At 47.0% G+C, this 22139-nt stretch carries 19 protein-coding genes and 1 tRNA gene; 11 read left to right on the plus strand and 9 right to left on the minus strand.

What is annotated here, in order from left to right; translation table 11 throughout:
* Positions 1 to 19 precede the first annotated feature (19 nt).
* Positions 20 to 1675: a Na/Pi cotransporter family protein gene (locus tag Pan241w_RS13205; RefSeq protein ID WP_232107446.1), complete on the minus strand. Its 1656-nt coding sequence runs from the start codon at positions 1673 to 1675 to the stop codon at positions 20 to 22.
* 310 nt (positions 1676 to 1985) lie between these two features.
* Between Pan241w_RS13205 and Pan241w_RS13210 the strand changes: the two genes are divergently transcribed.
* Positions 1986 to 2059, plus strand: a tRNA-Arg gene (locus Pan241w_RS13210).
* A gap of 1105 nt (positions 2060 to 3164) precedes the next feature.
* Positions 3165 to 3608 carry a response regulator gene (locus tag Pan241w_RS13215; RefSeq protein ID WP_145216311.1) on the plus strand — a complete coding sequence of 148 codons (444 nt, stop codon included), beginning with the start codon at positions 3165 to 3167 and terminating at the stop codon, positions 3606 to 3608.
* A 625-nt stretch (positions 3609 to 4233) separates the two neighbouring features.
* Here Pan241w_RS13215 and Pan241w_RS13220 read toward each other — a convergent pair.
* The 7 genes from Pan241w_RS13220 to Pan241w_RS13250 form a co-directional block, all read right to left on the minus strand.
* Positions 4234 to 4635, minus strand: coding sequence for a transposase (locus tag Pan241w_RS13220; RefSeq protein ID WP_145209663.1), 402 nt, complete (start codon positions 4633 to 4635; stop codon positions 4234 to 4236).
* A complete protein-coding gene (locus tag Pan241w_RS13225; RefSeq protein ID WP_145209666.1) occupies positions 4632 to 5078 on the minus strand; it encodes a transposase in 447 nt (148 codons plus the stop codon). The genes Pan241w_RS13220 and Pan241w_RS13225 overlap by 4 nt, the downstream gene beginning before the upstream one ends.
* Before the next feature lie 295 nt (positions 5079 to 5373).
* Complete coding sequence (locus Pan241w_RS13230) at positions 5374 to 6432, minus strand: hypothetical protein (protein WP_145216314.1); 1059 nt, start codon at positions 6430 to 6432, stop codon at positions 5374 to 5376.
* Positions 6433 to 6664: 232 nt separating this feature from the next.
* Entirely contained in the window at positions 6665 to 6997 is a 333-nt protein-coding gene (locus tag Pan241w_RS13235; RefSeq protein WP_145216317.1) for a hypothetical protein, read from the minus strand.
* An 85-nt stretch (positions 6998 to 7082) separates the two neighbouring features.
* A complete protein-coding gene (locus Pan241w_RS13240) occupies positions 7083 to 7604 on the minus strand; it encodes a DUF6817 domain-containing protein (RefSeq protein WP_145216320.1) in 522 nt (173 codons plus the stop codon).
* A gap of 2 nt (positions 7605 to 7606) precedes the next feature.
* Complete coding sequence (locus Pan241w_RS13245; protein WP_145216323.1) at positions 7607 to 9682, minus strand: RiPP maturation radical SAM C-methyltransferase; 2076 nt, start codon at positions 9680 to 9682, stop codon at positions 7607 to 7609.
* A complete protein-coding gene (locus Pan241w_RS13250) occupies positions 9682 to 10422 on the minus strand; it encodes a hypothetical protein (RefSeq protein ID WP_145216326.1) in 741 nt (246 codons plus the stop codon). The genes Pan241w_RS13245 and Pan241w_RS13250 overlap by 1 nt, the downstream gene beginning before the upstream one ends.
* Positions 10423 to 11557: 1135 nt before the next feature.
* On the opposite strand from Pan241w_RS13250, the gene Pan241w_RS13255 reads away from it, so the two are divergent.
* From Pan241w_RS13255 to Pan241w_RS13265, 3 genes are all read left to right on the plus strand, one after another.
* A complete protein-coding gene (locus tag Pan241w_RS13255) occupies positions 11558 to 12019 on the plus strand; it encodes a hypothetical protein (RefSeq protein WP_145216329.1) in 462 nt (153 codons plus the stop codon).
* Positions 11976 to 12287, plus strand: coding sequence for an NfeD family protein (locus Pan241w_RS29890; protein ID WP_261344294.1), 312 nt, complete (start codon positions 11976 to 11978; stop codon positions 12285 to 12287). The genes Pan241w_RS13255 and Pan241w_RS29890 overlap by 44 nt, the downstream gene beginning before the upstream one ends.
* A gap of 187 nt (positions 12288 to 12474) precedes the next feature.
* Positions 12475 to 12993: a barstar family protein gene (locus tag Pan241w_RS13265; protein WP_145216335.1), complete on the plus strand. Its 519-nt coding sequence runs from the start codon at positions 12475 to 12477 to the stop codon at positions 12991 to 12993.
* Between the two features lie 215 nt (positions 12994 to 13208).
* On the opposite strand, the gene Pan241w_RS13270 is transcribed toward Pan241w_RS13265, so the two are convergent.
* Positions 13209 to 14576, minus strand: a complete 1368-nt coding sequence (locus Pan241w_RS13270) for a sialidase family protein (RefSeq protein ID WP_145216338.1) — start codon at positions 14574 to 14576, stop codon at positions 13209 to 13211.
* Between the two features lie 222 nt (positions 14577 to 14798).
* On the opposite strand from Pan241w_RS13270, the gene Pan241w_RS13275 reads away from it, so the two are divergent.
* From Pan241w_RS13275 to Pan241w_RS13300, 6 genes are all read left to right on the plus strand, one after another.
* A complete protein-coding gene (locus tag Pan241w_RS13275) occupies positions 14799 to 15251 on the plus strand; it encodes a hypothetical protein (RefSeq protein ID WP_145216341.1) in 453 nt (150 codons plus the stop codon).
* Positions 15252 to 15348: 97 nt separating this feature from the next.
* Entirely contained in the window at positions 15349 to 17769 is a 2421-nt protein-coding gene (locus Pan241w_RS13280; RefSeq protein ID WP_198000509.1) for a fatty acid cis/trans isomerase, read from the plus strand.
* 125 nt (positions 17770 to 17894) lie between these two features.
* A complete protein-coding gene (locus Pan241w_RS13285) occupies positions 17895 to 18170 on the plus strand; it encodes a hypothetical protein (protein ID WP_145216347.1) in 276 nt (91 codons plus the stop codon).
* 484 nt (positions 18171 to 18654) lie between these two features.
* On the plus strand, positions 18655 to 19314 hold the full coding sequence (locus Pan241w_RS13290; RefSeq protein WP_145216350.1) for a hypothetical protein: 660 nt from the start codon (positions 18655 to 18657) through the stop codon (positions 19312 to 19314).
* 68 nt (positions 19315 to 19382) lie between these two features.
* The gene (locus Pan241w_RS13295; protein ID WP_145216353.1) at positions 19383 to 19958 is read left to right on the plus strand and encodes a hypothetical protein; all 576 of its coding nucleotides are present in this window, start codon (positions 19383 to 19385) and stop codon (positions 19956 to 19958) included.
* A 123-nt stretch (positions 19959 to 20081) separates the two neighbouring features.
* A complete protein-coding gene (locus Pan241w_RS13300; protein WP_145216356.1) occupies positions 20082 to 22112 on the plus strand; it encodes an ATP-binding protein in 2031 nt (676 codons plus the stop codon).
* Positions 22113 to 22139 lie beyond the last annotated feature (27 nt).

Here is a 22139-nt window from a genome sequence, read left to right on the forward strand (position 1 = left end):
CCGTTTTGTGTTCTACCGGTTACTTCTCGCCCGCCAGTGCTTCTGCCAGGTTGATGACATGATCCCGGACGCGGCGGAGTGCGTTCAACGTTGACGTATAGGAAACATTGATATACGGGTCGACTTTCTCTTTCGACAGATAGTCCAGATGCTCACGCTGCAACGTTTTGACTTTCTTTTTGATTTCTTCTCCCGAATGGACGGTCGCCGAAACAATGTCTGTGTTTTCCTCCTGGTAAGCCGTGGTGACATGGGTCAACTGCTGTTCCACCATGTTGAGCAGATCCAGCAGTGAATTATTATGAGCTTCGTCAAAGGCCCTGCCCTGTTTGTTGAGCTTCAATCGGAATTTGGCAATCCGCTGCAGGTAGTCACTGATCGATTCATACTCGTCTGCCATTCTCAACTGGCAGCGCCCTTTCGAAATCACTTCCTGAGGCAGGTCCATCGCCAGCAAATGCGTGATATAGGTGGTGATCTCATCCTGCATCCGGTCCAGCTCTTCTTCGTATTCAAAGAGCTTGTCCACATCCTCAGTGGCTGGTGTTTCCTGAGAGAGAATCCGATTCAGTATCTGAACCATTTCGTCGCAGATCATGCCCATCTTAAGTACTTCGCCGCGAGATTGATCAATGGCAAGCACCGGCGTTTCCAGAATGCGGATATCCAGGCTTCTCAGATGCGCAACTTCCTGAGGTTTGTCTTTCACAATGCGAGTCAATAACGTCGCGATCTTCCCGGCGAAAGGCAGGAAGACGATCGTATTCAAAATATTGAAAACCGAGTGCGTGGCGGCGATCGCTTTCACGCTTTCCGGAAACGTGGCCTGACCATTCACGATGACTTCTTTCGTCACGTCGACATCAATCAGCCACGGGATAAATTTGATGTACCAGAAGAAGATGGTCGAGATCCAGATCACGCCGCTGATATTAAACAGTACATGGAAATAAGCTGCGCGGCGGGCATTAGTTGTAGTACCCAGTGAGGCGAGTAATGCGGTAACCGTGGTTCCGATGTTTTCTCCCAGAACCAGTGCTGCTGCCGTTTCAAAGGGAATCAGCCCGGTGACCGCCAGCGAAATCGTAATCCCCAGTGTCGCTGAGGAAGACTGCACGAGAACCGTTAAAATACAACCCACGAGCATACACTGATACAGGCCGAGATAGCTGTTGGCCTGGAAGTGAAGAAACCATTCCTGAAACTCGGGCAGATCTTTCAGGAATTTACAGGCTTCTTTCATGAGCTGTAAACCAAAAAAGACCATGCCGACCCCCATGACCGCCAGAGCCGTATAACGTATTCTTTCATGTTTGGAAAACAGGTAGACGAAAGCAGAAACGCCCAGAATGGGGAGCCCGTACTTACCAATTTTCAGAACTAGAATCCAGCCGGTCACCGTCGTGCCGACGTTCGCACCCATGATCACACCGATGGCCTGCGTCAGCGACATCAAGCCACCGTTGACGAACCCAACGGTCATCACCGTCGTCACAGAACTGGACTGCACCAGCACGGTCACGAGGAATCCAACCATGGTTGCCAGGACGCGATTATTGGTAACCGCCCCGATCAAGCGTCTCAGGCTGGCACCGGCAATTGATTGCAGGCCCTGAGACATGTACTTCATTCCCAGGAGGAAGATCCCCAGACCTCCAATGAGGGTGGTCGTCATTTCAAACATGGTATTTTTTGGACCCTGCTGTGATATTTCTCAGCCCCAGTTTTTTTAAACAGGGCCGCATAGAATGGTGTTCATTTGGATTGAAAAATGTTAAGATTGTGCATATTTATTATGAAGATCTGTTAATAATACAAGCCTGTGGCCGGACTCTCTTGGAACTCGGCACTAAAATTATGCTGCTGGTCCTTGTGAGATTACACAGTTCACGGTAAATCAGTGCATAGACTTATCAGGGAATGCAGGAAGACGCGAAAAACGGGCTAAAAAACGAACCTGTTCAAGTGATCTAGTCCCGAGTTTTGCCCCCGTAGCTCAATTGGATAGAGTGCTGGCTTCCGAAGCCAGAGGTTGCTGGTTCGAGCCCAGCCGGGGGTACTTTCGCAAGAACCCCGTCCCGATCCAGATCGAATTCTGAAGCCAGAACACAGCGCTCTTCTTCAATTTTCATTCCTGAATCTCTCTCTACTGCCAGCTGAAAAAATCCGACTTGACGGCAACGTGCTCATCGTCATCATCATGCGGAGATAAAGTCGGGCGCGCGAGTGAGCACTACGGGTTCAGTTGAGATTCCTGTAGCACTGGGAAAATCAGTACTATCAAACCCACTTGTTTCAGCCCGATTTTCCAAACACCTGCTCCCCTGCACCTCAATTATCAAACGACATCGCAACGCTTCATGCCGCTTTCTCGTTATTTGATAAAGACATTCTGGCCCATCGTATGTCGTTCGCAGGAAAAACAAGCGTCCTCCCATTGACTTTCCCACGCCCCTACAGATGATCTGCATCACAAATGGAGTTTGTTCATTCCAACCACGAGTAAGCCCGGAGACAAATCCAGGCCGAACGCAGCACGTAGGAAACCAACAGATCGACTCACAAAACCAGAGCATGAATTCATCTACCAAAGTAGGGTGCGGCCCTATGTGGCCGCCCGCAGAGACTCACCCCTGAAATAGACACAGGCAAATAATTGCGCCCGTTCCAACCACAAGCGGTACGGTGCTAGGTAGTGTTTCTTAATTCGAATGCCTCTTTGCAAATGGAAGGAACCGGGGCTAACGCCCTTCGGCTAATAAGTTATTCCGGATGGGAAATCACCAAAAACCGGATCAGCCGCACGGCGTTAGCCCCGGTTAATGCCGATCTCGGTAAGGGTACAATCTTGAGAATCACATTCAAAACCAATAAATAAACGCTACTTGGCCGTCGTTTGAATGTCTGGCAACAAGCCAAACCAATGGCAGACGAATCCTACCCGATATCACCAGCCCAACTCAGATGAACATTCCGCAGCATTCCTGAAGAGATCCCTTGAGACAGATGGAAGCGCCAGGGCGGTCCCTGGTTTTCAGTCTAATCCCTCCCTGCGAGATACCAGATTGTAACCTATCCTTTTATTACAGTTCTGTTTTACCATCGATTGCAATACTTGGTTTGAAACACATCGATTTCACTCAGTAGAAGGACTCAGACTTGATATGGAAGAAGAACCGAAACAGGAAAAGCCCCTGCTGGAATGTCGGGTACTATTGGTAGAGGATTTTCCCGACAGTCAAAGACTGATCTCGTACCACTTGAAACAGGCCGGTGCGGAGGTTTTCTTCGCTGACAATGGGCTGATCGCATTAGAGCTTGCATTAGAAGCGCGTGATCACGGTCTCCCGTTTGATATCATACTCATGGATATCCAAATTCCGGTATTCGATGGCAATGAAGCAACGAAAATTTTGCGTGAAGCAGATCTTAGAATTCCCATCATTGCGCTGACCGCCCACGATGATCTTTACAATCGTGATCAAAGCATGCAAGCGGGCTGTGATGAGTACTTTACCAAACCCGTCGACGCAGAGGTTCTGGTCGATACGCTGGCAGAGTATATGAAAACGCAAGAAAAACTTTGGGATCGTGTCACCAACGCTTGAATCTCAATCGAAGAAATGATCCAGCAAGAACGATTTCCCGGATACCTTTCGTTCTGGGATCGCTGTATTCTGACTGCTTAAATGCGTTTCGTGAATTTTGATTCTCGGGACAAGTTTTTCATACACATTAGACTCAAGTTCGGGTGTAAACTGTCTTATTGATATCTCTTCGAAAATCGAACAAAAAAAGTGATTTCGTTGCCAACAGTTGCTAGCCCTGCAGCGAATGGCTGTTAATCAACTAACCGATCTCTCGAAAAGGAAAATAACCATGCCTGTCTTCTTTGAAATTCTCATCATTGCTGTGGTCGTCTGCGTTTTCGGCACTGGCGTTTTTCAACGTTTTTGTACTGGTACCCGAAAATGAATAGCGAGTTCGTTCGCTTTTGTCATCTAATCAACTCTTACGTATTCCAGTACATGCCTTAATAGCACCGGTCTCGCTGACTCCAAGACATGTTCTGATAACTAGTGAAGTGTCATTTTTAAATTTTGGGTTGATAGATATCACCAGAGTGCGACAACGGAGCGCGTAAACAACACCCCCAACCCTCAATTTCTAGCTTTACAAAGCACTAGTACGTTTTGCGAATTCAGACTCGACCAAACAATTCTAGAGGGCATCTCAAAACCTTTTTAATAGTGTAAATAAACACCCAAGAATTACAAAGCTTTCGTAGAGGTAATCGTGATATTCCCAGCGCGTGACAATGCGACGATAGTTGTGGAGCCAGGCAATACTGCGTTCCACAATCCAACGTCGTTTGAAGCGTGGAAGCTTTCGACCATCTTGCGTCGGCGGTTTGACTCTCGATTTTCGATGCGGGCAGATCAGATCGATATTCTTTTCCATCAGCCGTTTGCGCAACGAGTCCGAATCGGCGGCTTTGTCATAAACAAGTCGCTCGGGTTGTCGATTTTGCAATGTGATTTTTTCAAGCAGCGGTTCGATCAGCTTGACTTCGCTACGACGGGCCGATTCTGTGTCGATCGCCACAGGTGTCCCGTGACGATCGACAAAAATCATGACCTTTGTGCCTTTGCCACGACGAGTCGGGCCAACTCTTCTACCCCTTTTTTTGCCGAGGCAAAAGTGCCATCAGCAAAGGTTTCCGAGAAATCAATCTGGCCAGCATCATCCATTCGTTCCAAGATGATTTGCCAGGCAGATAAGAGCCGCCCTTCGATCGTCCATTGCTGGAAACGTCGATGGCACGTCGCTTTTGAGGGATACTCTCTTGGTAAATCTTTCCATCGTGCTCCTGTCACCAAAATCCAGAGAATGCCTTCCAGGCAATCTCGTGGATGGGCTTTTGGACGTCCTCCCTTTTTGGAAGGGGGAGTCCAGGGAAACAGTTTTGCGACTAAAGACCATTGTTTATCGGTCAAAACGACCGGGCGTTCCGTCCTGGACGCTGTTTTTGTGGAAACCCGTTTTCGTTTGGGCCACCAGACCAGCGTCATATACATAAGAAATTCTCCTTTCAGGAGAACACTTCATGCAAAAGACGCGCCAAACCGTTCACTTTTTTTGACGTTATGAGACAACCTCTAGTCTGGACGGGCTTTGGAACGTGCGATTAAATCAACCATTTGCGAAACATTGTCTGAACTGCAACCTTGGTCGCTCATACTTTTGGTGGCTCGAATCTTCTCTGACTGCTCGAAATTATTCACTTTGAACACCCTCGACACGCCCCACTGCTTATTATAATTTGACAGCTACGCTATGAAAAATGATTCACTGCTTTTATCGTATCGAACGTCAGTTTTTAGTGTCAGGATAGTTGTTGATGATCACAACAATTGGGCGATCGTTATTTTCTGTAGGTGGCTCTGGAGGGGGCAATTCTGATTCCAACTGCTTTCGTCGATTGATTTCAGACATCAACGTGTGAGCCTCCAATAGATCTACTCGGTCGACTCTAGGACGCAGTCGGTACTGAAAATAATCGGGATTTTCGGGGAGCCCAAACGTTGAAAGTTCTTCCATCGGGTAAAAAACTGAGTGGCTCTTCTCGCCGATCTTGAACGTGATTTCCCCTACCGGTGTATCTGGAAGTATCTCGGGAATGGAGTCCGCATCGATCGCTGAATCGTCTAAAATTAGGGAACGAAGAAGATCTTTCAGTCTCGCAACGGAATCGCCATCGAATTCGCGTTCAATCGAGCGCGATTGATTGTTGGGCATGTCACTCAAAATCGATTTAGCGGTACGCATCGATTCATCCAAACGTGTCTCAAAGTGCAACTTCTTTTCCGGAAATCCGCCACTGACAATCAACTGGATGTTTATTGGCCTTTCTATGTCCAATGGCCGAATATCGCTAGGCCGACGAGCGGGAGGCGTGTCTCCTTCAGTATCGTCTACCAAGGACAACAGGCGATCGACAACCGGGCCTGTTGGCGTTTCCATTACCGTGCCAGTATCGACAGGGCTCCGCAAAGAGCACTCAGGAAAGGGATAGTGGTACTCGTCTTTCAAGCCAATCATGTGGCCAAATTCGTGTGACGCAACGTGCCCAGTATCGAACTGATCCCAACGCTTCATATGGCTTCGGCTGACTGATGGGGTGACTTCAACGACATAGTGTTCGTCATGGTCGACGAACTCCACCTTGAATCGAAACCTCTGGTCGTCACTCCTATTCCATTTCGACAGAATCCCACGACGCCATTCCTCCTTGAGCGTCTCGATTTTGTGAGACGAGATGGAGGAGTCGGGCCGGAGTTTGATTCTGACCGAGATAAGGTCCCCATCACGGTGAAAACGTACTCTCCAGTTGTAGCGACAGTCCCACCTGCGGTAATTGATTTCAGGCATCGTGTAATTTCCAACGTTGATCAAAGAACCACATTTGCGAAATCAGCCCTCAGGATAAATTCTGCCAACCAACAATTTGGAAATCGTCGACAACCGAGAATAAAAGATTACTCACCAGACACTCGAACGAATCACCCACATAAAACTCGCACTTCAAGAGAGACCTACAGACCTGTTTGCTTCGATATCGAGTAGCAACGGACTTCACGAAGATCGCAGCCATCACTCGCTGCTAGGTGTAGTTATCAATGATCACGCGAATCTTGATTTTCGCCGTAGTTGCGTCACCTGCAATTCCAGCCTTGTTTCGGTCGAGATTACGGGTCAAAACTTCCGAAAGCGTGTTGTCCTTGATTGTTACCGTACCATCGTCAGAGATTGCGAAGGAGTCTTCCAGTTCAGCAGCTACCGGTAGATTCACTTCACTGGACTCTCGTTTCAGTTCAAGCGGCCGAACGACCGGCTCCTGTGGCGGCAGTTCGCCCCCGTCACACTTCCCAACCTGTTGCAATGCTTTTTCGATTGCGTCGTTAGCTTCTTCCAGAGTCTTGCGAATATCACTCATGAATTTTCCCCTTGGTTAGTAGTATCGATAAACCTTACATTAGCATATGGCTGTGAACCCGTCAAATGTATCCATGCGTCCTGACTCATTGATTCGGCAGTCCGCTGGCTCGAAATGCTAGTTTTGCACGAGGGGAAAAACGTCCGGAATGCATCCCGAACCAAGGCATCGATTTTCCGTCAAAATACTCACGGCCTAGACGGACATATTGTTCCAGAAAGTTCGCGAACGCGACTGTGGCCAAAGATGTGGAATCACACGGATCCAGAGTCGTTTCCTTACCGTCGAAACGATTGATATAAATCACGCGACCTTCGTCGGTTTTTACATCCGACATGGAACAAAATGCGTAGACGAGTGATTCCGCGTCCTTTCCTATTATCTTCCGTACGAATTGCCGATGATCCGTCGAGAGCCAGTCTCGATCAATCGATTTTCGTCCGTAAACGGAATGGAACAACCCCGCGTCGCAAACATGATCTGGTTCCTGCCAGAATCGCAAAAGTTCATACGTACCTAAGAAATGTTCGAGCGCAGTTCCCATGCTGTGCTGTGAATCCGCACCTAGTGTTCGAAGAAACTCAAGCTTTGCTTCAAGGTTGACCATGATTAAACCACCGAAAAAGCGTAATCTGACAAATCAAACGACAGCTCCGAGCCATTATTGGCCGTAGGTTGAGAAACAGATCGCACGAGTTCGACGAATGTTTCAAGCGCTGTTCCGATCGGAGCGTGGGACGAGAGGGGCACTGCCAGTGAAAGATACCTGCCATTTATCTGGATCATCAAGCGTTTTTCGCAAAATGCTTCTAGGATAGCCAGGATTGTCTCACCCATTGGAGCTTTGAAAACGGAAGCGTATTTGGCTTGGATGGAGCCGAAGCTCTTTGAGGAATCGCAAAATTCGTAAATCTCTTTAGAAAGCCCGTGCAATACCGTCAGTGGACGCGTCGCAACGTGACGTGTGTCCCAGAGCAACAAGTACTTACCTTTGGTCATCGCTACAAAGATCGAATGCTCATGGTGGTCACGCCACCGTTTGAGCCCATCGGCGAGGGGCTTGGTGTATCTGGTGATCTCGGAGGCGCTATCGGAGTCGAAGTGAAAAAAGTAAGCGGAATTAAATACGTGGTTGTCGTTCATCGCACCCGACTGCCACTTTGAACGACAGCGATGTAGGAACCGATACGACGGATAGGGTTGAATGTTTTGAAACCCAAGCGAGTCGGCCTCGTTAAAATTTGGGCTGTAACGATCCAGCCGAATCTTTGCGCCTCCACCAGGTGGTTGCAAATGCTCTAAAGCAGGCGTTAGGCCCGCCATTTCTTCATAGGCTAACTGATCCTCAAAAGGAAATCCCCAAATGATATTCCACTCCACGTTGATTCCCAGCTCAATTGCCCACTTCAAGAGTTGGATGTTTTGGATCGACGAAACCCCCTTTTTCATCAGCTTGAGCACTAAATCACTGAGGCTCTCTATCCCGGGCTGGATGTTGTTGATTTTTGCACGTTGAAGACTCTCCAGTTGCTTTCTCGTGAGATTCGCCTTCGTCTCATAAAAGATCGAAAGGTTCCAAGCTTGATCCCCAAGCCAGGGGACAAAATCATCGAAATATTTCATGCTGAGAATGTTGTCGACGGCATCGACTGATCGTTCCCCGTACTTTTCTATCAACTCTTGAAGTTCAGTTGCCGCTCGCGTGTGAGATTTTTGCCGGAACGCCATGTTTGATCCGTTCAAGCCACAAAACGTGCAGTGATGTTTTTCCCCCCACCAACATCCGCGTGATGTTTCGAATGCCAACCGCGGTTCAAAACTGAGTTTCCAAGACAAAGCACCGACAGTGTCAAAGTAGTCGTCAAAGTCCGGCGTTGGTAAGCTGTCCATATCCTGAATCCGACCATTTCCCAACACAGGCAACCGCGCATCCACCCCATCGGTTGAGCAAGTTTTGGAATCGCCTGTCGCTTTTGAGCAGACAGAGACTCCAGGAATACCCAGGAAATCATGTCCATTTCGACTTCTATCGAGGATATCAAGAAACGCTTGCTCACCTTCACCGGAAACGACCGCGTCAATACAATCATACATTTCCATCAGTGACTCACCCATTGGCGACTCGACATTCGCACCGCCAAAAATGATATCGATTTCCGGCTGCAGCTCCTTGAGTTTTTTGGCAAGAGCAAGGGAAGCGAAGTTTTGTTGAAACACCGTTGTGAATCCGACAATCTGCGGGTTGTCGTCCAACACTTTTTCTGCCGCATCGTGGATGAATCGCTCCGCCCGAACCTTAGCGACGATCAACTCCGAAACAAAATGATCCAGGCGAGAACAATCGCTCAGGTCATCTTTGGAGTGTTCCCTGGCGTGTCCGAGCACTACTTGGTGCAAGTAGTTATAGTTGTCCTCGTCGCTTTGATCATTGACAAGACCAGAAAACAACCATTCTCCCGCGAGATCTTGGGTCGCAGGGAATCCCGATGCGATTTTATTGTAGAGTGTTTCTCCGATTCGTTCTGCAAATTGAAACCCCAGGTGGTGTACGGAAATCCGGTAGCCGGAGTTTCGGCCAATCGCCGCAAGCAAACCCAAGGCGATGGAAGGACTAAAGAGTGGTCCGAATGGCATGGAGACCAATGCCGCATCAGTACGAGCGATTCCGCCTGATTCCGTAATCATTACTTTACCGCCTGTAATCCGTAGACGTACTGAACAACTCGCTCAGGAGTCGCGTTATCCAACAGAATTTCGAGCGCGGCGTCCATGTTTATCAGGTTTGACAATTGAGCGTTCAAAACGCGTATGCCTCGCTTCAGGGCAACAACGCGGGACCGAAGCTCGCCAGCATAATCAAGATATTCGTTTGTTCGAATTGTATGAGTCAACAATTCGATAGTTGCGGTATAGATCAGCATTGCGTGAGACATAACCTGCACGGATCTAACATTGCCCGTTACCGGAGATTGGATGTCAGCGTGTTCTGCACTAACTTGGAATTCGGGGTGCAGCTCCCAACCTTGCCAAAGGAGCTGATGGATCGATTCGTGAAGTATTGCTTCGGCGATTTGAGTTTCGTTCATGCCAAAGGCGTTAACGAAAATTACACCGCAATAAGGTGTTCGGCAGTTGAAATGACGTTGAGTGCGTCCTAGGCAGGTTGGCAACACAGCAATCGTTCCGATGACGCATCGGATTTCGTTTGCCCAAATCTTCGAAAACTCATCGATCAGTGCAAAAGCCTTATGGATTCGGTAGTCGATATCTCGACGTTCTGTCTCGGTCAATTCTTCAGAGCCAGGTGGGTATTCATCAGCTTCTAAAAAATCATCGAACAAACGCTCGCTCGGGTATAAAATCCAAATGTGATGGTCGTCACCTGTGTCCAGGCGACTGAGCAAATGAGATTGGTCGTTCAACACACCATCACTTTGCAGGAGAACGCGTCCATGTGAATGGATCAACCGAACGAATTGCCCGTTGTGAAACGGAATGTCACTTGGAGAGCATAGGCCACAATGCAGGGCGAGAAGGGTTACGAGATAGTCTCTCTCGGATTCCTCAGTTGGTTGAGAGAGACGTTTGATGAGCGGAAAATGCTCTGGGTTCGGGATCCTTTTCTGCCGTTGCGAAACAATGTTGTTCCAAGCTGCTTTGAGGATATGAATCGTGTCAGGGTGAGAAGTGTTCGTGAGCAGAGCATCATCCCAAGCCTTCTCTAGGTTCGCCCATCCGCCGAAAGATGCCGAGTGCTCAGGCTTGTTAGTTTTTAAGATGACGATTCACCTCTCCAAATTCTCGCTATTGACTGCATAGGGACTGGATCGATTGCATAGGGACTGGACTTGAAAATTTTAACAACATCGCTCAGGGAATACAAACGATCCTTCGATATCGAATACCGGTGTTCTGGCCAATTGAGCTGGCATGGGAGCAGATGCCCTGATTTTGAGACCAAGCCGTGAAACGAACGTTTTTTGCAACCCAGATAACCCGCGATAGCTACGGTGAGAGTTTCATCTCACTCAAGATGTTTTGTCTGGTTATGAAAAAATGAAGAAGTTAAGATACTGCCCTGAAAATCTTTGAAGAAGTTAGAGTTGGAATATCGCCACTCGCCAGCGACATCTCTGGAAAATCGCAGAAATTGTTCCAGCCAGTAACGATTTCCCGGATACTTTTCTTTCTGGGATCGTTGTTTTATGACTGCTTAAATGCGTTTCGTGTATTTTGATACTCGGGATAAGTTTTTCACACACATTAGACTCAAGTTCTGGTATAAATTGGTGTTAGTGATATCTCTTCGAGAATCGAACCAAAAAAGTGATTTCGTGATCTAATCAACTTATACGTATTGCAGTACATGTCTTAATACCACCCATTTCGCGAAATGCATGGGGCATATTGATATTGCGTGATCCTGATAGAGAGCAGAGGGGCAACATCCGTTGTCATGTCAGTATTACATGAATAATTTTTCCATAGACTCAAGCCTTGGTTAACTATAGTTGACACCATGCAAAACGCTGGTAAATCGAGACGGAATCGATTAGGCCTATGAATAGCTCTTCAAAAAGTTCTCGACTCAGAACAATGATCATATATCGCAATCAAGTTCTCGCTCTAGCATCACCCGCCGACGTGCAGATCAGATTGTTTCCACAAGGGGCGTGTATTGGTGATGAACTAGTATCTGACTTTGATCATAATAAACTGGAATTTGTTACGAACCACGAAGTAACAACGGAGCAGTTAGAGGCGATCGAAGTGCTGGACGAATTTCTTACGGAACTATCCGGTTCTGACAACGAAGTATTCTGGTGTGACCCTGAGCCACTAAGAGACGATCCACGGTGGAATCGTATTCGGGAATTAGCAGGTGCCGTATTACAATGCTTCAATTGGAAGTACTCACGACCTGAAAAAGATGGCGCAACTTACATCTTTGATGATCACGTTGAAATAAATATCAAGGGTGTTGAGAATAAGTCCGTCAGAATTAAGGGCGGTCAGAATTAAGGGGTCTGGTCTCAATTATTCTGGACCTGACCCCTTAAACCTCTGCCAAATCGATACAGAACTCAGCCCCTATCTCGGGAAAGAGGCGCCCGCCGTGTCGACTTTGTCTCCCCAGGGGGATGTTCAATTTGAGGACCAGCGACTCGAGGCAGCATCGGCATCCGGTGCAATGATTTCAGCGGGGACAAAACTGAAGGTGATCGGCATCCAGGATCGAAAGCTGTTAGTCGCGGAGCAAATCGAATTGGAGAACACACCGGTAAATTAATTGGTCGTAATTAACCCGACACGGTTCAATACCTGCGGCGAGTTAGGGTTTCTAAATGCAATTGCTCATATTAAAGACTCTCAGCTAGCTACTCGTTGGTCTGACGCTGGCGCCCAATGTAATATAACTATGATGTAATGCGCTTCCCTGATGGCTTCGTTGAATCCAATACAGTTAATGCAGGTGAATGATGGCCCACTTTTTCCAGTCAGAAATTGATCGTAATATTTATATTTGGCAGATGTTTCGAGATGGCGGTGTTGCGCTAGTCCATTCTGAATCAATGCTTCAGAAAATTATCAATGAACTGCACTCCGAGAATTACCTGATTCATGACTGTGAGGTTACCTCTGAAGACAGTGTTTCATTTGAAAAATCGATCAGAGCAACACTTGGCTTTCCGTCAGGGCAAAAAGATCAGACCAATCTGGATGCACTGAATGATTTGGTTGGAGATCTGGTGTTTCCCAAAGATCGTGCAGGTATCGTCGTGGTCACCAGACACATACAAAAGTTACATGAAAAAGAGCCTGGATACCTCCACCAAGTAGCAGATATCTTTGCGAATGCAGCCAGGTATCATATGTGTCTTGGCCAGCGTTTATTGCTGTTGTTGCAATCTGATGACTCTGAAATACAGTTCGATGTCGTAGGTGGTTTTCGCCCTCATTGGACAATTCGTGAAGGCCCCTTTTCAAAGAAATAAATTATGTATGATTCCCACAAAGGATCGGAAGAGTCTATAGATCCAAACGCCCGATGTTGTTTCATTTTTTAGAATGGCCTTAGAGTGTGCGAAAGAACCGGGGCTAACGCCCTGCGGCTGGTGGGTTTTAGTTACAGTCGGTGTTTCAGATAATTCAGTGAGGTGTTTCTAATCATTTTCACCTGCAGCTGGCTTTGATGAGGTTGTGGATAGGCCTACCGCTCGACAGTAATCTCCCTGCACAGAATCGTCTTGCGTTTCACGCCGTTTTTGTCCGGGTAGTAAAAATCGCTGTAAAAGATGAGGGCGCTGTTTTTGTCGAGGGGGATGATTTCCGGATTATTACAGGAGCCGTCCCAGTCGTGGAAGGTGGGGTCGGCGACCGGTTTGTTGGCCAGGGCGCTCCGGTCGTTTGGCGTCATCACGACCAGAGGTTCGGTCCACTTTGTGCCGCTGTTGTTGAGGGCGGCTCGCACGAAGGTGCCGGGACGGGCATAGCAGAGCAGCGTGACGCCGTTGTCGAGCTTACACAATCGTGGCAAGATGCCGACCTTGTCGAACTTAACGGGCTTTGACCAGGTGTGGCCGCCGTCTGTCGAACGCGTCATATACATCGGGTCCCACTCTTTGCCGGTGGAAGAATACCAGGTGGAACGCAGGAACCAGACGATGGAACCGTCCGGCATGAATTCAAAATCACTGTCGCTGAATCCGCCACTCTTGTAGGGAAACGCGTGGCCGTCGGCCTCGTATTCCAGGTGAGCCCGTCGCTTGAAAGTCCGGCCGTTGTCTTCAGAGCGGAAGATTTCCGCAGAGTAGTAGGGACTGTACTGTCCGTTGACGGGATTGAGATGACCCTCGCCGGAAAAGACGCTGACCCAGATTGCCCCGTCGGGACCCAGCTTCGGATTGCCGCGCGGGAAGATCGACTTCAGGACCTTCTTTCCACTACGGCTGACGTGGACCACGCGCGTCAGGTACGGCCAATCCACCTGGGCATGTTCGAGCACGGGTTTTGTCTGTCTCGCGGGAATCCGAAACAGCGTCCATGCCTGCTGAGAGAGACTGGGCGGCAGGCGATCGGCGTTATAAGCATTGATGGTCGTGCCTCCCATCCAGAATGTCATGCCGTCGGGAATTGGCAATGTTCCTTCTTCCGCCTGTTTTGAGAAATCGTAGTCGGGCGTGTATTTGTTCCAGGGTGTCATCTTATAGTCGCTGACGTCGATGCCCGATTCCGGCGGAAGGTAGACCCGGTCACCGTTTGGGAGCAACAGACCGCACTCCTGCGCGATGGAAGCATCGACCTCGTTCCAGGTCTGACCCTGATCGCGGCTTTCAAACCAGAGGGCCTTTGCCCCATAGTTGCTGATGTCGTCATTTTTGACGTGCACGGAAACGACAAGCCGATCACCCAGCTTAAAAGGCCGCGGAAACTGATACGGCCCCCAGAGCTGTTCCTCCGGTCGAATCCCCCGCACGATGACACGTTCTTTTCCCATTGTGAGTTTGATGTTTTCTTCTGCGACTGCACTGGTCGCGCAGGCGAATACGAACATCAAGGAACAAAGGGTTAAGCGCATGGTGGTTCTCATTTTGTTTGACTTTGAATTGATACGGGCTCGTAGCAGAGTATGTTACCATCGTACCTGCACCACTCAGCGCGTTCAACTCGAGAAGAAATGCGGGGAGAAAAAGTCTTGCCCTTTTTATCACCAGAGATCGATCCGTTAAAAAAACACTGACACGCAATGGTGAAAACTGATATCATGCTGGAGAATAAATTCCATAGATTGAGTACTTTCATGAATGATCGATCCAAAAAATCAGGTTTTACGATCTCGTTATTAGAAGTTGCTGTTATTTTTTTTATTCAAGCGGCACTCATCTCTTTCCTGATGTCCGCTGTGAATCCTGCAAAATACAGATTAAAACCCGACATCGATCCAAAAATACCTTCAACTGAATATTCTCCCGGCTTTTTCGATCCCCCTGTAATGGATCCCGACCGCTATGAAACAGTCTATCAGTATCCTTCTTTCAGGATTATCAATCCAACCCATGGCTTGCCCGTCTGGATGATGCTGTGCTACCCGCTTTTGTTCGGGCTTGTCATCAGCATTCTCGGAACCATTTGTGTGAGAACTTTGATCTGGTTGCTGCCTCGCAAATTCCAACCCCGCTTGAACTGGAAACTGCAGGGACTGGAAGCAACAAGGAACGCTCGGAAAGTCAGGGACGGGAGCCCTCTGGGTTGACACCCAATTTATTCACGCCTATCTTGAATTTCAGGACGGGAAAGCGTAAACCTTGATCCAGAATCGGTTTCTCATGATGGAGTAGAGGATAAGGGCATTGAAAATTAAGGTTCACCATACGGCCATTGTGTTGCTCATCCTGATTGCTGGTGGCGTGATCGTCGGCAGCATTCTCTGGGACCAGGCACGTGTCGAATCAGACTGGCAACCCTTCGTTTATGCTCCCCCCGTCTATCCGGATTCGACCGGCTCAGATCTCGATGGTGAATTCTATCTCAGCAAAATTCAGCCGATCTTTAACCGGCGTTGCATTGTCTGTCATGGGTGTCTCGATTCGCCCTGTCTGCTCAAACTCACCTGCTATGAAGGACTGCTCCGCGGCGCGCGGAAAGGCAATCCCGACGGTACCCACCTGTTTGCAGAAAAACCGGTCCGTCTGTCTGACCAGCCTTCAATCGAGGCTTGGCGCGAGCAGGGTTTCTGCAGTGTGGTCGAACAACAGGGACCGCCTGCAGAGCGTCCTGCGAAAAGTATTCTGTTTCGTATGCTGGTCGCCGGCACCGAGCATAATCAGCCCCCCTTTGATTTAAAGTCGGTGCAACCTGTCTATCAAGCCGTTAACAAACACATTTGCCCGTGCGAACAGGGAGTCGACGACTATCTGAAACAACGACCAACCGCGGGGATGCCTTTCGCAATGCCAGCCCTCTCGCCCGATGAGAATCAACTGTTTTCCCAGTGGATTACCGCTGGCTCACCGGGACCGACGGCCGCAGTGATGGCCGAGACTCGTAAACTGGCGCAGCCTGAAGTGATCGCACGCTGGGAAGCATTTTTGAACCAGGAAGCGGCGTTGTCACCCCTGGTCAGCCGTTTTATTTTTGAACATGCCTTTCTGGCAACGCTGCATTTCGACGAGTCGCCCGGCGAGTACTTTCGACTGGTCCGCTCCACTACGCCGCCGATCCAAGTGACAACTGATGAGGACGGCAAGCAAGTCGTCGATGCCAGTCCGGTTCACGAGATCAAAACGGCCCGGCCTTATGACACACCGTATCCCAAGGGAGTCGACAAGTTTTACTACCGCCTGAAAAAGGTCACCGAATCGCGGTCTCAGAAGTCGCTGTTCGTGTGGAAGTTGAGCGACGCCAAACTGAAACAACTCGACGAACTCTTTTTTCAAGTCGATCCGGTACCCGGGAAGAGCCTGAGGTCTGACTACGCCAGTCACAACCCGTTCGAAGTTTTTCAGGCGATTCCCGCGCGGTCGCGAGCCTATTTTATGGTGGAGAATTCTCATTTAATCGTCAGCGGCATGATTCGCGGGCCGGTCTGCGTCGGGAATCTGGCGACCTACGCTATTAAAGACAATTTCTGGGTCTTCTTCGTTGATCCTGCTCACGATCCGTCTGTCTTGAAGCCGGAACTCGGTCTCAAGTCGTGGAATGATTTCATGGATTATGGCATTACGGGTAACGTCGAATACAACGATGCCTATAACCGGATGCTCGATCAATACAAACCGACGGGCTATGAGATTAAAGACATCTGGGACGGGAATCAGAAAAACCCGAATGCCTGGTTGACCATTTTGCGCAATGAAACCAACGCCACCGTGCTGCGAGGACGACAGGGGGGCATTCCGCCCACATTCTGGCTGATCGACTACAGTGGTTTCGAACGACTCTACTACTCCCTGGTAGTCAACTACGAATATTATGGCAGCGTCGAACAAAAGCTGGCCACCTGGGAATTCATGAGCCGACTGCGGCAGGAATTCGAAGACAACTTCCTTCGCCTGCTCCCCGTTGATGAACGTCAGAAATATCGCGACCTCTGGACGCGCGGCATCGGTCAGGAACTGCTGTTTCGCATGCCCTTTCCCGGAGAAGACATCGGCAAGGGACTCGAGGTGGAAGGAACGGACCCTGTTTCAGGTGTGCTGGGCAAGATTCAACGCCGCTTCACGGAAGCCGTCAGCGGCCCGCATGACCTGCTCAACCCCGGCAGGAAACCGGAAGTCAAATTGTCAGATCCGATCGACGACTTCGCCGGCTGGGATGCGGCTGTCTCCACCCTCACCATGCGGACACAGCTCAAGTTCACACGATTTTTGCCCAGCAACACGTTTGTTCGATTGACTAAAGGGGAAGAAAGCCGCGTCTACTCGCTGGTGGCGAACCGTTCGTATGCTTTTAACAACGTCGTGTTCGACGAAAACGGCGCCCGGCAGCCCGAACTGGATACAATGAGCGCCTACCACGGTCTCGTGGGCGACTTTCCCAATCTGATCATCGATCTGAAAATCGAAGACGCAGCAGCGTTTCTCACAGAGCTCAACGCCGTTTCCTCTCCTGAGGAGTGGGCCGCCTGGAAAACGAAGTTCGGCACGCTCCGCAATACGGCCGCCTTCTGGCCAATGCTGGACTGGCTGACCGACTGGAATTTTTCAAATCGCCAACCCGACGCCGGCTACTTCGACCTGAAATACTACATGCTGCTCGATTCCATGCACTGACAGCCGCGGTTTTTGCGACAGAAAAGAAGACAAGCCCCGCGTGTGTTCGGCCACCGAGTGCCATTGATGGGCTTGCTTGACAGAGTTGAAATCACGGTGGAATGATTCACAAGCATGCGAATTTTATGTTATTTCCGAATACAAATCATAGGGGGCAGGCCTATGTGCCTGCCCGCCTGGTGATGATCGTTGTTGTATCACGCACGAAACGGAACCAACTTCGTGCCTCTTCACGCAAAGCACATCGATACCGCGGGCAACCACACAGAGTTGCCCCCGCTTTTCCTGACCGTATCGGCTACGTTGCCTTCTTCAAGTTCTACTTCCCGGTCATCGGTATCTTGATCTTCTACTGGCTAGACGCCGGCATGTCGCAACCCAAACCAAAACCACAATACTGAGGAAGCAGATTTTAAAAAGCAGAGACAAGCAATGCATCAAAAACCAACGAAGACCCGCAACAGACTAAACCGCTAGAACGCAGACAAAGTCGATTAAACCACTAGCCGCAGGGCGTTAGCCCCGGTTAGCGAATTGGATGCAGTGGGTTGAAAGAGGAGTGTTTTCGGGGGCGTGGGAATGATTCCGGGAATTTAAACCTTGAATCTCAGCGAATGATTTCATGAACAGTTCGTTTACGTATTTCACAACAAGTAATGATTACAAGGCGGCCTTAAAAATGAAGCGATAGTTTTAATTCGAACATGTTGCTTTGACGCTTGGATGCACTGCTTCCAAGAAAACTAACTGGAAAATAGCCTAGGTACTGGAAATTGTGGGGATAGGAATTTATAAATAACGAAATGTGTCTCGATGTATACAGTGCTCTTTTGTGTGTGTCGAGGGGTTGTTTATGTATATTTCGATGACTGCAGTTTTAAGAAAATGAATGATATTTTTATTGATCAACTTGAGGATGTAATTGCTGCTTGTGAAGACGCTCTTAAGCATGCAGAGTCCCTTGGGGCTGATGAAGGATTTGGCGAAGAGAGATCAGGTTACTTACACACTCGCTTGTTTAGTGTGATAGAACGAATTGCAGGCAGAAATTCAGTTTACTATGAGAATGCCAGAGAGTTCTATCAGATGTCTATTGATACTGAAGGATGGTTGAAAAGAGTCTGTGGAGTTTCCAAATCTTTACTGCACGATATGAAAAATGGCTACTTAAAATCTTTCGAAGAAGTTATTCACTCAGATTTATTTAGTGATTTTCTTGAGATGGCGGAGCATTTAAATGAAAACGGTTTCAAGGATGCGGCAGCTGTAATTGCAGGAAGTACTTTAGAAGCTCATCTTAGAATGCTTTGTGAGAAAAATAAGATTGAGATTGAATTAGAGAATGGTAAACCTAAATCGGGGGACGCATTGAATGTTAGCTTGGTGAAAGAAGGGGTTTATTCAAAATTAGAACAAAAGAGCGTGACAGCATGGTTCGGACAGAGAAATAAAGCCGCACATGGTCACTATGAAGCTTACGATAATCAACAAGTGGCTCTCAACATAGATAGTATAAGAGCTTTTATTGGAAGAAACCCTGCATAACACTTACTAATTTGAGTTTGAATAACGTGGGACTCTCTGTTCTATCTTAATTAAATGATTGGTCTAAAATGGCGACTGATGACAAAGCAATTTACCATTTTATTACGAAAACAAATGAACTTGAGAATTCAAACTATTGGAAATACCTTCAAAATACGAATCTCTCGGTTAATATCCAATGGAGAAGTGGAATAGCATCTTCACAAAGAATTGGTCCAGGTGAAGAAGAGACTAAAGCCTTCATCTTAACACTTCGTCTTTTTTGTCAAGATAATGATTTGATATCTCTTCGAAATATGAAGAAGAAGATTGATTCCTTAACAATTGATCAACAACTAAAGAATGAGTTCTTAGATATTCGTGATGGTTTGAATGATTTTCTGGATAACTTCAATTTGATCCCCATCATTACAATAGATGAGCACACTCCTTCAAATCGTGAGATATTCAATGCATTCATGTATGGTAAGTATGCTCATATTACGCAACATGAAACAATTGAGAGTTGGGAGAAGCTAGTCTCATATAATGGAATGCGCGCAAAATTTGATCAGATTCTACGCGAATATGTTGCTGCGCTTATAGCACTGAGAGACGTCTGTAAGAAAATTCTTGTTGATCTCGATGAGAAGAAAGTCGAGTAATTTTATAATCGGTATCAAAAAGAGCTGTCCCATTAATTAATCGGTATAGCCCTCCCAATTGGCTGATCATGTTTTGCGTCAGGCATTTAGCAAAAACAGTTTTCCGATCGAAAGTAAGATGAAATGGCAGGTAAACGTCTAAAACTCGAAGCAAAAGAAGATTTTGTAAAACGTTTGTGTCAGGCATCTCCACTCGATGCGATTGAAGAATTGATCTGGAATTCGTTCGATGAAAATGCAAAAGAGGTTGAAGTCAGTTTCAAACTGAATCAACTTGATGGTATTGAAGAAATCAATATCGAAGACAATGGGCACAGCTTAAGCTACCTTGATGCAGCCGAAAAATTCACCAATCTTGGTCAAAGTGATAAAGTAAATAGAAGGCGAAGTACTGGTGAGCATCTTCATGGTCGCCGGGGTGAAGGAAGGCATAAAGCTCTAAGTATTGGCGAGCAGGTCACGTGGCGATTCACTTATTACAAAGGGAAAACGCTATATGTATATGAAATAATTGGTACCAGCAATCGATCTGATCCATTCTATTTGTGCGAAGAAAAAAAAGCGCCCCCAGGGAGCTTTTGTGGGTGTTTAGTTACAATTAATAAAATCAATAAAAGACTGGGTAGTTTGTTGGAGTCAAAAACTTGTAACGACCTAGCTGCGCGGTTCGCACAATTTCTATTGAGTTATCCAGATTTTGAATTGAAATATAACAATCGAATAATCAATCCTCAAAATATGATTTTGGATCAACGGAAGATTCGAAAATATAGAGTAGATTATGAGGGAGAAAGATATGATGTTTCAATCAGTATGGTTGAATGGAAATCCTCAACATTTAGAAAGGAAGCTTTTCTTTGCAGGGAAACAGGCATACCTTTACACAAGTTGAGCGACACCTTTCTAGGCTCTTCAAATTCAGGAACAGCTTTTATTAAAAGCTCACTTTTTGAAATATTGGATGAAGAGAATAATCTTCAGACTATAGAAAATACTACAAACGATCACCGCAAAGAAGTGATGGATTCAGTTCGAAGAAAGATAAAAAGTCATTACAGAAAACAAAAGCAGTTAAAAGACAGTGAAACAATTAATAGCCTCAAGATTGAAGGCAGTTATCCATATACTAAAGATGCCCAGAGTTCGATTGGTAAGGTGGAGCAACATGCATTTGATATGTGCGCAATAAGTATCAATCGACATTTACCAAATTTTTCAGATGGAATGGATGCACAAGGGCGAACTTTTTTGCTGCGAATGATTAAAGAGACTTTAACTCAAGATCCATCTGCTGTTGGTAAAGTAATGCGTGAATTGTTTAAATTACGAGAAGAAGACATAGAGCTATTCGCAGATCTTCTGGAAGATACTCCTCTATCAAAAATCGTTCATACTATCCATCTTATTACTCAAAGATTAGAGTTCTTGAAAACATTTAAAGCTGTAACCTCATTAGATATATTTGAAAAAACTATCTATGAACGAACTCAATTACAAAAGCTGATTTCACCAAATACCTGGATCTTTGGGGAGGAGTATTCACTAGGTACTGATGATGAAGATATTCGTTCTATACTATTGAAGCATATCGATATTTTGGGTAGGCAGCATCTAGACACAGAAATTTCTGATCAAGACATTAAAAAAATCATCAAAGAGTATAATCAAAATAGAAAAAATAAAGAGACAAGTCTTAAAAGAGTTCCTGATTTTATGATTTGGAAAAAATTTAAGGAGAGGCGTGCTGATGAATATGAGTTTCTGGTCATCGAAATTAAAAGACCAGGGGTTTCACTAGATACAAGAGAATTGAATCAAATCGAAGACTATGCTCGAGCGGTGTCTTCTACTAGCTTAGTAGATCAAGATAAGACAAAGTGGGTCTTTGTTGTGGTCAGTGATTCATTAGCAGATGCTGCCATAGAACGAGCGCACCAACAGAATATGCCTCCGTATACAATCTCTCAACCATCACATGGAAAATATGAAGTTAGGGCTTTTCCATGGAGTGCAATTATTCAAAGCGCAGAAGGAAGGCATGAGTTTCTTAAAGACAGGCTTTCCCACAATATAAGAATTGAAACCGCTTTAGAACGTTCTCAGAAGAAATACCAAGGATTGATACCTCGGCTTAAGAAAAAAAAGGTGGGATAATTTATTGGCATTGAATTCAAAATACAG

Origin of the sequence: Gimesia alba, assembly GCF_007744675.1 — a bacterium.
GTDB classification, from domain to species: Bacteria; Planctomycetota; Planctomycetia; order Planctomycetales; family Planctomycetaceae; genus Gimesia; species Gimesia alba.

Coding starts and splice junctions, on each gene's coding strand:
- Pan241w_RS13290 (WP_145216350.1), top strand. CDS start 18,655: ATGAATGATATTTTTATTGATCAACTTGAGGATGTAATTGCTGCTTGT.
- Pan241w_RS13205 (WP_232107446.1), bottom strand. CDS start 1,675: ATGACGACCACCCTCATTGGAGGTCTGGGGATCTTCCTCCTGGGAATG.
- Pan241w_RS13235 (WP_145216317.1), bottom strand. CDS start 6,997: ATGAGTGATATTCGCAAGACTCTGGAAGAAGCTAACGACGCAATCGAA.
- Pan241w_RS13240 (WP_145216320.1), bottom strand. CDS start 7,604: ATGGTCAACCTTGAAGCAAAGCTTGAGTTTCTTCGAACACTAGGTGCG.
- Pan241w_RS13255 (WP_145216329.1), top strand. CDS start 11,558: ATGAATAGCTCTTCAAAAAGTTCTCGACTCAGAACAATGATCATATAT.
- Pan241w_RS13230 (WP_145216314.1), bottom strand. CDS start 6,432: ATGCCTGAAATCAATTACCGCAGGTGGGACTGTCGCTACAACTGGAGA.
- Pan241w_RS13245 (WP_145216323.1), bottom strand. CDS start 9,682: ATGATTACGGAATCAGGCGGAATCGCTCGTACTGATGCGGCATTGGTC.
- Pan241w_RS13275 (WP_145216341.1), top strand. CDS start 14,799: ATGAATGATCGATCCAAAAAATCAGGTTTTACGATCTCGTTATTAGAA.
- Pan241w_RS13300 (WP_145216356.1), top strand. CDS start 20,082: ATGGCAGGTAAACGTCTAAAACTCGAAGCAAAAGAAGATTTTGTAAAA.
- Pan241w_RS13220 (WP_145209663.1), bottom strand. CDS start 4,635: ATGATTTTTGTCGATCGTCACGGGACACCTGTGGCGATCGACACAGAA.
- Pan241w_RS13270 (WP_145216338.1), bottom strand. CDS start 14,576: ATGCGCTTAACCCTTTGTTCCTTGATGTTCGTATTCGCCTGCGCGACC.
- Pan241w_RS13225 (WP_145209666.1), bottom strand. CDS start 5,078: ATGTATATGACGCTGGTCTGGTGGCCCAAACGAAAACGGGTTTCCACA.
- Pan241w_RS13285 (WP_145216347.1), top strand. CDS start 17,895: ATGTTATTTCCGAATACAAATCATAGGGGGCAGGCCTATGTGCCTGCC.
- Pan241w_RS13295 (WP_145216353.1), top strand. CDS start 19,383: ATGGCGACTGATGACAAAGCAATTTACCATTTTATTACGAAAACAAAT.
- Pan241w_RS13265 (WP_145216335.1), top strand. CDS start 12,475: ATGATGGCCCACTTTTTCCAGTCAGAAATTGATCGTAATATTTATATT.
- Pan241w_RS13215 (WP_145216311.1), top strand. CDS start 3,165: ATGGAAGAAGAACCGAAACAGGAAAAGCCCCTGCTGGAATGTCGGGTA.